The 13,638-nt window shown below is 56.5% G+C and carries 9 protein-coding genes; 6 read left to right on the top strand and 3 right to left on the bottom strand.

Features of this window, described 5'->3' with window-relative positions:
* The first annotated feature begins 93 nt into the window (after positions 1 to 93).
* Complete coding sequence (locus ACQG22_RS13475; protein ID WP_044158289.1) at positions 94 to 1,500, top strand: YchO/YchP family invasin; 1,407 nt, start codon at positions 94 to 96, stop codon at positions 1,498 to 1,500.
* A 3-nt stretch (positions 1,501 to 1,503) separates the two neighbouring features.
* On the opposite strand, the gene narL is transcribed toward ACQG22_RS13475, so the two are convergent.
* Positions 1,504 to 2,154 (bottom strand): two-component system response regulator NarL, encoded by a 651-nt coding sequence (gene narL / locus ACQG22_RS13470; RefSeq protein WP_003856701.1) that lies wholly within the window; start codon positions 2,152 to 2,154, stop codon positions 1,504 to 1,506.
* On the bottom strand, positions 2,147 to 3,943 hold the full coding sequence (narX, locus tag ACQG22_RS13465; RefSeq protein WP_151348028.1) for a nitrate/nitrite two-component system sensor histidine kinase NarX: 1,797 nt from the start codon (positions 3,941 to 3,943) through the stop codon (positions 2,147 to 2,149). Before narX ends, narL begins: the two co-directional genes overlap by 8 nt.
* Positions 3,944 to 4,252: 309 nt before the next feature.
* Here narX and ACQG22_RS13460 point away from each other — a divergent pair, with 309 nt between their 5' ends.
* From ACQG22_RS13460 to narI, 5 genes are all read left to right on the top strand, one after another.
* The gene (locus ACQG22_RS13460; protein WP_369706755.1) at positions 4,253 to 5,650 is read left to right on the top strand and encodes a NarK family nitrate/nitrite MFS transporter; all 1,398 of its coding nucleotides are present in this window, start codon (positions 4,253 to 4,255) and stop codon (positions 5,648 to 5,650) included.
* 381 nt (positions 5,651 to 6,031) lie between these two features.
* Positions 6,032 to 9,775 (top strand): nitrate reductase subunit alpha, encoded by a 3,744-nt coding sequence (locus tag ACQG22_RS13455; RefSeq protein ID WP_038419839.1) that lies wholly within the window; start codon positions 6,032 to 6,034, stop codon positions 9,773 to 9,775.
* Positions 9,772 to 11,307, top strand: a complete 1,536-nt coding sequence (gene narH, locus ACQG22_RS13450; RefSeq protein WP_013096257.1) for a nitrate reductase subunit beta — start codon at positions 9,772 to 9,774, stop codon at positions 11,305 to 11,307. Before ACQG22_RS13455 ends, narH begins: the two co-directional genes overlap by 4 nt.
* Entirely contained in the window at positions 11,304 to 12,014 is a 711-nt protein-coding gene (gene narJ, locus ACQG22_RS13445; protein WP_013096258.1) for a nitrate reductase molybdenum cofactor assembly chaperone, read from the top strand. The genes narH and narJ overlap by 4 nt, the downstream gene beginning before the upstream one ends.
* The gene (gene narI, locus ACQG22_RS13440; RefSeq protein WP_369706754.1) at positions 12,014 to 12,691 is read left to right on the top strand and encodes a respiratory nitrate reductase subunit gamma; all 678 of its coding nucleotides are present in this window, start codon (positions 12,014 to 12,016) and stop codon (positions 12,689 to 12,691) included. The genes narJ and narI overlap by 1 nt, the downstream gene beginning before the upstream one ends.
* On the opposite strand, the gene ACQG22_RS13435 is transcribed toward narI, so the two are convergent.
* Complete coding sequence (locus ACQG22_RS13435) at positions 12,688 to 13,584, bottom strand: DMT family transporter (protein WP_038419835.1); 897 nt, start codon at positions 13,582 to 13,584, stop codon at positions 12,688 to 12,690. The genes narI and ACQG22_RS13435 overlap by 4 nt on opposite strands.
* Between the last annotated feature and the right edge of the window lie 54 nt (positions 13,585 to 13,638).

Genomic DNA, 13,638 nt, shown 5'->3' with positions numbered 1-13,638 from the left:
TCCTGAAATTTGCGCTAAGACTGCATTTCACAGCTTATCGCGTTAACATTAAAAGCGTTGCCTCATAAACACAGGTTCTTATTTACGACGTTGATGGCTGTATCGTCCCGCATTCGCTTTCTGTTATTACTCCCACTTCTTACGGCGGGTGCCGTTCACGGTGCCCCGAATTCCTTTATGCATCAGGCAGAAAACCCCTTTGATAACAACGGGGACAGTTTGCCCGATCTCGGCATGGCGACGCCAACAGACGAGGGGGAAAAGCACCTGGCCGAAATGGCAAAAGCCTTTGGCGAAGCCAGTATGACCGATAACGGCCTCACCACCGGCGAGCAGGCGCGTCAGTTCGCGTTTGGTAAGGTGCGTGACGCGGTGAGCGGCGAGGTGAATCAGCAGATTGAGTCCTGGCTCTCGCCCTGGGGCAACGCCAGCGTCAATTTACTGGTGGATGACGAGGGGAACTTTAACGGCAGCAGCGGGAGCTGGTTCATCCCCTGGAATGATAACAACCGTTACCTGAGCTGGAGCCAGCTGGGGCTGACGCAGCAGAGTGACGGCCTGGTGAGCAATGCCGGCATCGGTCAGCGCTGGGTTGCCGGAAAATGGCTGCTCGGCTACAACACCTTTTACGATAATCTGCTTGATGAAAACCTGCAGCGTGCCGGACTGGGTGCGGAGGCGTGGGGCGAGAATCTGCGTCTGTCTGCCAATTACTATCAACCGCTGGCCAGCTGGCGCGAGAGTTCGGACGTGCAGGAGCAGCGCATGGCGCGTGGCTATGACGTGACCGCTAAAGCCTGGCTGCCGTGGTTTCATCATTTCAACACCAGCGTCAGCTTTGAGCAGTACTTTGGTGACAACGTTGACCTGTTCAACAGTGGAACCGGCTATCACAACCCGGTGGCGGTCAACCTGGGGCTTAACTATACGCCTGTTCCGCTGGTCACCCTGACGGCGGCGCATAAGCAGGGCGAGAGCGGTGCGAGTCAGAACAACCTCGGGCTTAAGCTCAACTACCGCTTCGGCGTGCCTCTTTCCAAGCAGCTTTCCGCCAGCGAAGTTGCCGCCACGCGCTCCCTGCGCGGCAGTCGCTATGATTCACCGGAGCGGGATAACCTGCCGGTAATGGAGTTTCGCCAGCGCAAAACGCTCTCCGTCTGGCTGGCGACCCCGCCGTGGGATCTGAAAGGGGGCGAGACCGTGATGCTCAAGCTTCAGGTACGCAGCACTCACGGTATTCGGCAGATCCACTGGCAGGGCGATACCCAGGCACTGAGCCTGACCGCACCGGCCAACACGCACAGCAGCGATGGCTGGAGTGTGATTATGCCTGCCTGGGATGACAGTGACGGGGCGAAGAACCGCTGGCACCTGTCGGCGGTGGTTGAAGATGAAAAAGGACAGCGCGTCTCATCCAATGAGATCACGCTTACCGTGGTTCAGCCGCTTGTCGCGTTACCTGACGACGACCCGCGCTGGAAGTTACTCCCGGATGAGTAATCCTCAGAAAATGCGTTCCTGATGCACCCACACGGCGGCTTCAACGCGGGATTTTAACTTCATCTTCTTCAGCATATGTTTCACATGCACCTTGACCGTGCTTTCGGTGATATCCAGACGACGGGCGATCATTTTGTTCGGCAGACCCTGGGCAATCAGCTTCAGAATATCGCGCTCGCGCGGGGTTAACTGGCTGACGTCGCGGTCGGAGGTGGCGCGGTTTGCCCGCAGGCTGGCGGCCAGCACCGGGGTTAACGCCTCGCTCAGTACCATTTCGCCTGCGGCAGCCTGTTGCAGGGCCTTGAGCAGATCTTCCGGCTCCATGTCTTTCAGCAGGTAGCCGTCTGCACCGCGTTTTAACGCCGTGACCACATCTTCTTCATGGTTTGAGACGCTGAAGACCACCACGCGTCCCGACAGCGATTTTTCACGCAGCTTATCGAGCGTCTCCAGACCGTTCATGCCTGGCATGTTGAGATCGAGCAGGATCAAATCAGGATCAAGCGATTCGGCAAGTTCAATACCCTGTTCACCGTTGCTGGCTTCGCCAACGACGGTGATATCAGGTGCCATGCTGACCAGCTGTTTTACGCCAGTACGCAGCATCGGATGGTCGTCAATCAACAGGATGGATGCCGGTTCCTGATTAGTCATGGGTTTCTCCCTGGATAGTTGTGAGGGGTTTTTCGGGGATAAAGGTGACAACCACTTCTGTGCCACCTGTTTCTCGCCGACGAACCTGGCAATCACCGCGCAGGCTTTGGGCGCGGTCTCGCATGATAATTAAACCGTAATGGTTTGTCCGTTCGGCATTTTCCGGCACGCCGCGGCCGTTGTCATGAACCGTGAGCTTCACCTGATTATCGTGCTGGCTAACGGTAACGGTGACCGCCGTCGCGTCAGCGTGTTTTAGCACGTTGCTCAGCGCTTCGCGGGCGATCTGCAGTAAATGAATGGCCTGATGCGAAGGCACAAAACGAGGCGGTAACTGGTAATCGAGCTTCACCGGGAACCCCAGTCGGGCGCTAAATTCCTGGCAGCTTGCTTCCAGCGCCGGGCGCAGGCCGGCCTCGGTGAGCTGCAGGCGGAAGGTGGTCAGCAGTTCGCGAAGCTGTACCCAGGAGGTGTTCAGCTCGTTGCGGATCTGGCTCAGCAGCGCTTTGTTGCTTTCCGGCATTTCTGCGGCCTGCATTTGCAGACAGCTGACCTGCATTTTCATACAGGAGAGCGACTGGGCAATAGAGTCGTGGAGTTCGCGGGCGATGGTGGCGCGCTCTTCCATCACGATCAGTTGCTGCTGCTTCTCCTGATGGCGGTCGAGTGCCAGCGTGGCCGTCAGTTGTTCAACCAGCGTATCCACCAGTTGCTGCTGGTCGTGGCTCAGATGACGCCCGGCGGGCAGGGTCGCCAGCAGAATACCGTACTGGTTGTGGCTGTCTGTCAGCCGCCATTTTAGCGTCGTGCCGCTGGTGGTCAGCGGCGGTAAGCCGCGTGGGCACAGGTGACAGCCTTTGTCATCGCAGGTCATGTCTGACTGACAGGTAAACTCCTGGTGATTTTCTTCATCTTCCATGTCGTACACCCGAAGCTCCAGGTCGTGCAGCAGGGTCAGATTCTGCAGGCCATTCAGGACCGGGGAGAGACGTTCGCACAGCGGCACCTGCATATGCAGGCGGCGATTAGCCTGCCACAGGAACGAGAGGATCTCGTTTTTCTGCTCCAGCCCCGCGGTTTTCTCCTGTACGCGTTTTTCCAGTACCGCATAACTCTCGGCGAGTTCATCTGACATGGTGTTGAGCGCCTGGCCCAGCATCGCCATTTCGTTACGTCCGCTGATGTGGGTGCGCTGGGTAAAATCCCGGGCGGTCACCGCGCGGGCCATCGCCAGCAGTTGCTTCCAGGGATTCAGCAGCCGGGCGCGCAGCCAGACAATGGTGAAAATCAGCAGCAGCCCCATAAACAGCGCCATCGCCCGGTGGATCATCACCACCCGGTCGATGCGTAATTCGGTGGTTTGATCGAAAGAAGAGACCAGGGTGTCAATGCGGGAAACGAACCCGGCGACATCATGGGCAACGGTATCAGGATTTTTCGCCTGCTTTAACCCCGGCTCCAGCTGAGTGTGCCAGTAGCCCTGAAGGGCTTTAAGCTGGGATTCCTGACCGGCACGAATCGCGGCACTTTCCAGTTCGGTGCTGAAAGCGGTATGTTCCATATCGTCCAGCAGCTTCTGATCGTCCTGGGTTAACGGCACCGATGCCAGTAGACGATAACTCTGCATGCGTAGTGAGCCTGCCTCGTTGATGGCATGGGCATTACCCTGTACACCCTGTACCAGCCAGCCGGAAATCGCCATGCCGGTCACGCCGATGGCGGTGGACAGCAAAACGATCAGGGCGACCTGATTGACGAGTGTTAGCGGAGATAAACATCTTTTTAACATAGAGTTGCCGGGCTCCTGACGTGGCCTGCTTGCAGGAATGGCGTTATTCTGGTGCATACCCTGGAGTATACCCATACCAATAAAGGATTACCTCTAAATTGCCAATGGGGTAAGGCTCAGGGGGAGGAATGGACAGCGAGACGTCAGTCCTGTGAAAAACCACGTCTTTTTTACCGTTTTACTCTACTCACTAAGGATGATGGCTTTTTTTTCGCCGCAAATCCTCCCACTTTTCCTTTGATTTATATCAACTTACCGCCGCCCTAAAACCCTAATGTTTGCAGCATCATTCGAGAATCAGAGGTGTCTATGAGTCACACATCCGCTCCCGAAAGGGAAAATGGTGCCGTTATAACTGACTGGCGTCCGGAAGATCCGGCGTTCTGGCAGCAGCGCGGCCACCGTGTCGCAAGCCGAAATCTGTGGATTTCCGTTCCATGTTTATTGTTAGCGTTTTGCGTCTGGATGTTGTTCAGCGCGGTAGCGGTGAATCTGCCTAAGGTCGGATTTACCTTTACCACCGATCAGTTGTTTATGCTGACCGCGCTGCCGTCGCTGTCGGGAGCCTTGCTGCGCGTGCCTTACGCGTTCATGGTGCCGGTTTTTGGCGGCCGTCGCTGGACGGCGTTCAGTACCGGTATCATGATCGTGCCTTGTGTGTGGCTCGGTTTTGCGGTGCAGGACACCTCCACGCCGTTTAGCGTGTTCGTGATCATCTCTCTGCTCTGCGGCTTTGCGGGCGCAAACTTCGCGTCCAGCATGGCAAACATCAGCTTCTTCTTCCCGAAAGCGAAGCAGGGCGGTGCGCTGGGGATTAACGGCGGCCTGGGTAACATGGGCGTCAGCGTAATGCAGCTGATTGCACCGCTGGCGATCTCCGTCTCTATCTTCGCGGCGTTTGGCGGCGGTGGTGTGACGCAGGCAGATGGCTCTTCCCTCTATCTGCAAAACGCGGCCTGGATCTGGGTACCGTTCCTGGTGGTCTTTACCCTTGCGGCCTGGTTCTTTATGAATGACCTGTCTGCGTCGAAGGCATCCCTGAGCGAGCAGTTGCCGGTGCTGAAGCGCGGCCACCTGTGGGTAATGGCGCTGCTCTATCTGGCGACCTTCGGCTCGTTCATTGGTTTCTCTGCGGGCTTTGCCATGCTGTCGAAAACCCAGTTCCCGGAAGTGCAAATTCTGCAGTTCGCCTTCTTCGGACCGTTTATTGGCGCGCTGGCGCGTTCGCTGGGCGGCATGGTCTCTGACCGTCTGGGCGGGACCCGCGTGACGCTGATTAACTTCGTTGTGATGGCGGTCTTCTGTGCGCTGCTGTTCCTGACCCTGCCAGCCGACGAACAGGGCGGTAACTTCATCGCCTTCTTCGGCGTGTTTATGGTGCTGTTCCTGACGGCCGGACTGGGAAGTGCTTCTACCTTCCAGATGATCTCCGTCATCTTCCGTAAGCTGACCATGGACCGCGTGAAAGCGCAGGGCGGTAGCGAAGAGCAGGCCATGCGCGAAGCGGCAACGGATACGGCGGCAGCGCTGGGCTTTATCTCCGCGATTGGCGCTATCGGTGGCTTCTTTATTCCAAAAGCGTTCGGGATCTCGCTGGACCTGACCGGCTCCCCGGCAGGAGCAATGAAAGTATTCCTCGTTTTCTATATCGCCTGTGTCGCCATCACATGGCTGGTATATGGCCGTAATTCCAAGAAAAATAAGTAAGTTTGATTATCCGTTTACGCGACCTTCGGGTCGCGTTTTTTTGTTTTCTCAGTAGTTACAACATACTCCTGGTTTTTCTAACGTCCTGCCCGCAGGTAACTCTGTGATCGCCATCGCTTTTCAGCCGAGCCTACCCCTTAATACCCGAGATGTTAAAAACAGGCGGGCTTATTGTACGATAAATAAAAAATACCTTTAAAAATCATCATGATATAAAAATAAAAATTCTACCGCTTTGGTGGTATTCGCTATAACACCTTACTTCATAGTCCCCCTCCGTCTTGATCGTTATCAATTCTCCCTCTCTTACAGGACGTTACCTTCGCTGCAAATCAGCAATGTCGATTTAGAGAGCCACAGGCTCCACACAGGAGATACCCGATGAGCAAATTTTTGGACCGGTTTCGCTACTTCAAACAGAAGGGTGAAACTTTTGCCGATGGGCACGGCCAGGTTCTGGATACCAACCGGGACTGGGAAGACGGTTACCGCCAGCGCTGGCAGCATGACAAAGTCGTCCGTTCAACCCACGGTGTAAACTGCACTGGCTCGTGTAGCTGGAAGATTTTCGTTAAAAACGGTCTGGTGACCTGGGAAATGCAGCAGACCGACTATCCGCGCACCCGCCCGGATATGCCGAACCATGAACCACGTGGCTGCCCGCGTGGCGCCAGCTACTCCTGGTATCTCTACAGTGCGAACCGTCTTAAATATCCTCTGATGCGCAAGCGCCTGATGAAAATGTGGCGTGAAGCGAAGGTGCAGCACAGCGATCCGGTAGAGGCGTGGGCATCCATTATCGAAGACGCCGACAAAGCGAAAAGCTTCAAGCAGGCGCGTGGCCGCGGTGGTTTTGTTCGCTCCTCCTGGAAAGAGGTGAATGAGCTGATTGCCGCTTCTAACGTCTATACCGTCAAAACTTACGGTCCTGACCGCGTGGCAGGCTTCTCGCCGATCCCGGCGATGTCGATGGTCTCTTACGCTTCTGGCGCGCGCTATCTTTCCCTGATTGGGGGAACCTGTCTGAGCTTCTACGACTGGTACTGCGACCTGCCACCAGCGTCTCCACAGACCTGGGGTGAACAGACCGATGTGCCGGAGTCCGCCGACTGGTATAACTCAAGCTACATTATCGCCTGGGGCTCAAACGTACCGCAGACCCGTACCCCGGATGCACACTTCTTTACTGAAGTGCGTTACAAAGGCACCAAAACCGTTGCGGTGACCCCGGACTACGCCGAAATTGCCAAGCTGTGTGACCTGTGGCTGGCGCCTAAACAGGGTACTGACTCCGCGATGGCGCTGGCGATGGGCCACGTCATGCTGCGTGAATTCCACCTCGATAAACCAAGCCAGTACTTCACCGATTACGTGCGTCGTTATACCGACATGCCAATGCTGGTGATGCTGGAAGAGCGTGACGGCTACTACGCGGCAGGCCGTACGCTGCGTGCGGCGGATCTGGTGGACGCGCTTGGCCAGGAAAACAACCCTGAGTGGAAAACCGTCGCGTATAACAGCAACGGTGAGCTGGTGGTGCCAAACGGTTCAATCGGCTTCCGCTGGGGTGAGAAGGGCAAATGGAACCTTGAACAACGTAACGGTACAACCGGCGAAGAGACCGAGCTGCGCCTGAGCATGCTGGGCAGCCAGGATGAGATCGCAGAAGTGGGCTTCCCGTACTTCGGCGGCGAAGGTTCTGAGCACTTCAACAAGGTTGAGCTACAGAACGTCCTGATGCACAAACTGCCGGTGAAACGCCTGCAGCTGGCCGACGGCTCTAGCGCCCTGGTGACCACCGTGTATGACCTGACGCTGGCCAACTACGGTCTGGAGCGCGGTCTGAACGATGAAAACTGCGCGACCAGCTATGACGATGTGAAGGCGTACACCCCAGCCTGGGCGGAGCAGATCACCGGCGTACCGCGTGCGCAGATCACCCGTATCGCCCGTGAATTCGCAGAAAACGCTGACAAAACCCACGGTCGTTCAATGATTATCGTCGGTGCCGGTCTGAACCACTGGTATCACCTCGATATGAACTACCGTGGCCTGATCAATATGCTGATCTTCTGCGGCTGTGTCGGTCAGAGCGGTGGCGGCTGGGCGCACTACGTGGGCCAGGAAAAACTGCGTCCGCAGACCGGCTGGCAGCCGCTGGCGTTTGCCCTTGACTGGCAGCGTCCGGCGCGTCATATGAACAGCACTTCCTACTTCTATAACCACTCCAGCCAGTGGCGCTATGAGACGGTTACCGCGCAGGAGCTGCTATCACCGATGGCAGATAAATCCCGCTACAGCGGTCATCTGATCGACTTTAACGTCCGTGCCGAGCGCATGGGCTGGTTGCCGTCTGCACCTCAGTTGGGCACTAACCCGCTGCGTATTGCAGAAGAGGCGAAGAAGGCAGGGATGTCGCCGGTGGATTACACCGTTAAGTCTCTGAAAGACGGTTCAATCCGTTTTGCGGCCGAGCAGCCGGAAAACGGTAAAAACCATCCGCGTAACCTGTTCATCTGGCGTTCCAACCTGCTGGGCTCGTCCGGTAAAGGCCACGAGTACATGCTGAAATACCTGCTCGGTACCGAAAACGGTATCCAGGGTAAAGATCTCGGCAAGCAGGGCGGCGTGAAGCCGGAAGAGGTGGAGTGGAAAGACAACGGTCTCGACGGCAAGCTGGATCTGGTGGTGACCCTCGACTTCCGTCTCTCCAGCACCTGCCTGTACTCCGATATCGTGCTGCCTACCGCTACCTGGTACGAAAAAGACGACATGAATACCTCGGATATGCATCCGTTTATTCATCCGCTGTCTGCGGCCGTTGATCCGGCGTGGGAATCAAAAAGCGACTGGGATATCTACAAAGACATCGCGAAGAAGTTCTCTGAAGTCTGCGTAGGGCACCTGGGCAAAGAGACCGACGTGGTGACGCTGCCTATCCAGCACGACTCCGCCGCTGAACTGGCGCAGCCGCTGGACGTGAAGGACTGGAAAAAAGGCGAGTGTGACCTGATCCCGGGCGTAACGGCACCGCACATTATTCCGGTGGAACGTGACTACCCGGCGACCTACGAGCGCTTTACCTCTATCGGCCCGCTGATGGAGAAAATCGGCAACGGCGGGAAAGGGATTGCCTGGAACACCCAGAGCGAAATGGATCTGCTGCGCAAGCTCAATTACACCAAAGCGGACGGCCCGGCCAAAGGCCAGCCAATGCTGAATACGGCGATTGATGCGGCAGAAATGATCCTGACCCTGGCACCGGAAACCAACGGCCAGGTTGCCGTGAAGGCCTGGAAAGCGCTGAGCGAATTTACCGGCCGCGACCACACGCATCTGGCGCTCAACAAAGAAGACGAAAAAATCCGCTTCCGCGATATTCAGGCGCAGCCGCGCAAAATTATCTCCAGCCCGACCTGGTCTGGCCTGGAAGATGAACATGTCTCTTATAACGCCGGGTATACCAACGTTCACGAGCTGATCCCATGGCGTACTCTGTCCGGTCGTCAGTCACTGTATCAGGATCACCAGTGGATGCGTGACTTCGGTGAAAGCCTGCTGGTTTACCGTCCACCAATCGACACCCGCTCCGTGAAAGCGGTGATGGGCGCGAAATCGAACGGTAACCCGGAGAAGGCGCTGAACTTCCTGACGCCGCACCAGAAGTGGGGGATCCACTCTACTTATAGCGACAACCTGCTGATGCTGACCTTGTCCCGCGGTGGTCCGATTGTGTGGATGAGTGAAGCGGACGCCAAAGATCTGGGTATTGAAGATAACGACTGGATCGAAGTGTTCAACAGCAACGGCGCCCTGACGGCGCGTGCGGTGGTGAGCCAGCGCGTACCGGCCGGGATGACCATGATGTACCACGCGCAGGAACGTATCGTGAACCTGCCGGGTTCAGAGATCACCGAGCAGCGCGGCGGTATTCACAACTCCGTGACCCGTATTACGCCGAAGCCGACCCACATGATCGGTGGCTATGCACAGCTGGCCTACGGCTTTAACTACTACGGTACGGTAGGTTCTAACCGCGATGAGTTCGTGGTGGTACGTAAGATGAAAAATATTAACTGGTTAGATGGCGAAGGTAATGACCAGGTACAGGAGAGCGTAAAATGAAAATTCGTTCACAAGTCGGCATGGTGCTGAATCTGGATAAATGCATCGGCTGTCATACCTGCTCAGTCACCTGTAAGAACGTCTGGACCAGCCGTGAAGGGATGGAATACGCCTGGTTCAACAACGTGGAAAGTAAGCCGGGTACCGGCTTCCCGACCGACTGGGAAAACCAGGAGAAGTGGAAGGGCGGCTGGATCCGTAAAATCAACGGTAAGCTGCAGCCGCGCATGGGTAACCGTGCGATGCTGCTGGGTAAAATCTTCGCCAACCCGCATCTGCCGGGTATCGAAGATTATTACGAACCGTTTGACTACGACTACCAGAACCTGCATAACGCGCCGGAAAGTAAGCACCAGCCGATCGCCCGTCCTCGCTCGCTGATCACCGGCCAGCGCATGGACAAAATTACCAGCGGTCCAAACTGGGAAGAGATTCTGGGCGGCGAGTTCGAAAAACGCGCCAAAGACCAGAACTTCGAGAACATGCAGAAGGCGATGTACGGCCAGTTTGAAAACACCTTCATGATGTACCTGCCGCGTCTGTGTGAGCACTGCCTCAACCCGGCGTGCGTGGCGACCTGCCCGAGCGGCGCCATCTACAAGCGTGAAGAAGACGGCATCGTGCTGATCGACCAGGATAAGTGCCGCGGCTGGCGTATGTGCATCACCGGCTGCCCGTACAAAAAAATCTACTTCAACTGGAAGAGCGGTAAGTCAGAGAAGTGTATCTTCTGCTACCCACGTATCGAAGCCGGTATGCCGACCGTTTGCTCTGAGAGCTGCGTAGGTCGTATTCGTTACCTCGGCGTGCTGCTGTATGACGCGGACGCGATTGAAAATGCCGCGAGCACCGAGAACGAGAAAGATCTGTACCAGCGTCAGCTGGACGTGTTCCTTGACCCGAACGATCCGAAAGTGATTGAGCAGGCGCTGAAAGACGGCATTCCGCAGAGCGTAATCGACGCGGCGCAGCAGTCTCCGGTATACAAAATGGCGATGGACTGGAAGCTGGCCCTGCCGCTGCACCCGGAATACCGCACGCTGCCGATGGTCTGGTACGTGCCGCCTCTGTCGCCGATTCAGTCAGCCGCGGATGCAGGCGAGCTGGGCAGCAACGGCATTCTGCCGGACGTGGAGAGCCTGCGTATCCCGGTTCAGTACCTGGCAAACCTGCTGACCGCAGGCGATACCCAGCCGGTACTGCTGGCGCTGAAACGTATGCTGGCGATGCGCCACTTCAAACGTGCGGAAACCGTGGACGGCGTGACCGACACCCGTGCGCTGGAAGAGGTCGGCCTGACCGAAGCGCAGGCCCAGGAGATGTACCGCTACCTGGCCATTGCCAACTATGAAGATCGTTTCGTGGTACCAAGCAGCCACCGTGAACTGGCCCGCGAAGCCTTCCCGGAGAAAAACGGTTGTGGCTTTAGCTTTGGCGACGGTTGCCACGGGTCAGACAGCAAATTCAACCTGTTCAACAGCCGCCGCATCGACGCCATGGATGTGACCAGCAAAACGGAGCCGCACCCATGATTGAACTCGTGATTGTTTCGCGTCTGCTGGAGTACCCGGATGCCGCGCTGGCGCAGCATCAGCAGGAACTCTTTGATGCGCTCGCGTCCTCTGAAAACCTGGATAAAGAAGATGCCCAGACACTGGGCGTTTTCCTCCGCGACCTGTTAGCGCGCGATCTTCTCGATGCGCAGGCGGATTACAGCCAGCTGTTTGATCGCGGTCGCGCAACCTCGCTGCTGCTGTTTGAACACGTTCACGGTGAATCCCGCGATCGGGGGCAGGCGATGGTGGACCTGATGGCCCAGTACGAGCAGCACGGCCTGCAGCTCGACAGCCGCGAGCTGCCGGATCATCTGCCGCTGTACCTGGAGTATCTGGCGCAGTTGCCAAAAGAAGAAGCGCTGGGTGGTCTGCAGGACATCGCGCCGATTCTGGCGTTGCTCAGCGCCCGTCTTCAGCAGCGCGAGAGCCGCTATGCGGTGCTGTTTGGGGTGCTGGTGAAGCTGGCGAATGCCTCGGTCGACAGTGAAAAAGTGGCGGAGAAAATTGCGGACGAAGCCCGCGACGACACGCCACAGGCGCTGGATGCAGTCTGGGAAGAAGAGCAGGTGAAATTCTTTGCTGACCAGAGCTGCGGCGAATCTGAAATTTCGGCTCACCAGCGTCGTTTTGCCGGCGCGGTTGCCCCGCAATATTTGAATATCTCTAACGGAGGACGGCACTAATGCACTTCCTGAATATGTTCTTCTTTGACATTTACCCGTATATCGCGGGCACCGTGTTCCTGGTGGGAAGCTGGCTGCGTTATGACTATGGCCAGTACACCTGGCGTGCTGCCTCCAGCCAGATGCTGGATCGTAAAGGGATGCACGTTGCGTCTAACCTGTTCCACATCGGTATTCTGGGGATTTTTGCCGGTCACTTCCTGGGAATGCTGACGCCACACTGGATGTATGAAGCGTGGCTGCCCATCGAAGTGAAGCAGAAGATGGCGATGAGCGCGGGTGGCGCTTGCGGCGTGATGACTCTGGTGGGTGGTCTGCTGCTGCTGAAACGCCGTCTGTTCAGTCCGCGTGTGCGGGCTACCACTACCACGGCGGATATCCTGATCCTCTCTCTGCTGATGGTTCAGTGCGCACTGGGTCTGCTGACCATTCCATTCTCGGCGCAGCATATGGACGGCAGCGAGATGATGAAGCTGGTGGGATGGGCGCAGTCCGTAGTGACCTTCCACGGTGGTGCATCTGAACATCTGGACGGGGTGGCGTTTATCTTCCGCCTGCACCTGGTGCTGGGTATGACCCTGTTTGTGCTGTTCCCGTTCTCTCGTCTGGTGCACATCTGGAGCGCGCCGGTGGAGTACCTGACGCGCAAATACCAGATTGTGCGTGCCCGTCGCTAATTTGCCGTTTTGATACTAACCCCGCATTCGCGGGGTTTTTTTTCGCCCCAGCCCAGGTTATTGCCTGCCGCAGCAAACAGGATCAGCGCGCCGCCCGCCAGTTGGGTAATATCCAGCGAATGCCCGAAGACCACGTTATCGACAACGATGGCTACTACCGGATAGATAAAGGACAGTGAACCGGTAATGGGCGTCGGAAGTTTTTGGATGGCGCTATACAGCAGCTGATACATGATACCGGTATGGACAATGCCCAGCGTCAGTAAAATTGGCCACGGAAAATCAGCGGACAAGGCGGGCATACGGGCAAACGGCAGTAGCATTACCACGCCTGTCAGCACCTGAATAAACGCTATATGCTGTGGCGCGATGGATTTCAGTTTGCGGGCAATAATCGCCGTCAACGCATAGAAGAACGCCGCACCCAGTGCCAGACCGATCCCCGCGAGCCAGGCTGAGCCATGGGAACCGGACAGTTCGCCTGAGAGCAAAATTATCACCCCGCCGAAGGCAAGAAACAGCCAGCCCCATTTGACCAGACTGACGCGTTCGCCTAATAACATACCCATCATCACCAGCATAAAGGGTTGAGTGTTATAGACCACAGTGGAAAGGCCAATCGAAATACGTTCATAGGCAGCGAACAGCAGCAGCCAGTTCACCACTAATGCTACCCCGCCGAGAATAGCCAGCAGCAGAGAGGTGCGGGTGAGGGGACTAAAGGGTTTTTGGCTCATTCGAATGAAAATGAACAGTGCGATTGCGCCGATCAGACAGCGCCAGAAAACCACTTCTGACACTGGCAGTCCGGAGAGTAAAACAAACGCGCCAATCGAGCCGGAAATTAACATCGCCAGGCTCATTTGCCAGACGCCTTTATGTAAGTCACGCATCATTCACCTCCTGGTTGATGACGCTATTGTCGAAAATTGCTGTCGGGTTTTACA

It is taken from the genome of Enterobacter cloacae complex sp. 309I3, from assembly GCF_050031595.1.
GTDB lineage: Bacteria > Pseudomonadota > Gammaproteobacteria > Enterobacterales > Enterobacteriaceae > Enterobacter > Enterobacter cloacae.
This window is presented reverse-complemented; position numbering and strand designations above follow the sequence as displayed.

Bases quoted from the DNA above. Each gene is read 5' to 3' on its own strand.
- ACQG22_RS13475 (WP_044158289.1), top strand. From the start codon at position 94: ATGGCTGTATCGTCCCGCATTCGCTTTCTGTTATTACTCCCACTTCTT.
- narL (WP_003856701.1), bottom strand. From the start codon at position 2,154: ATGACTAATCAGGAACCGGCATCCATCCTGTTGATTGACGACCATCCG.
- narX (WP_151348028.1), bottom strand. From the start codon at position 3,943: ATGTTAAAAAGATGTTTATCTCCGCTAACACTCGTCAATCAGGTCGCC.
- ACQG22_RS13460 (WP_369706755.1), top strand. From the start codon at position 4,253: ATGAGTCACACATCCGCTCCCGAAAGGGAAAATGGTGCCGTTATAACT.
- ACQG22_RS13455 (WP_038419839.1), top strand. From the start codon at position 6,032: ATGAGCAAATTTTTGGACCGGTTTCGCTACTTCAAACAGAAGGGTGAA.
- narH (WP_013096257.1), top strand. From the start codon at position 9,772: ATGAAAATTCGTTCACAAGTCGGCATGGTGCTGAATCTGGATAAATGC.
- narJ (WP_013096258.1), top strand. From the start codon at position 11,304: ATGATTGAACTCGTGATTGTTTCGCGTCTGCTGGAGTACCCGGATGCC.
- narI (WP_369706754.1), top strand. From the start codon at position 12,014: ATGCACTTCCTGAATATGTTCTTCTTTGACATTTACCCGTATATCGCG.
- ACQG22_RS13435 (WP_038419835.1), bottom strand. From the start codon at position 13,584: ATGCGTGACTTACATAAAGGCGTCTGGCAAATGAGCCTGGCGATGTTA.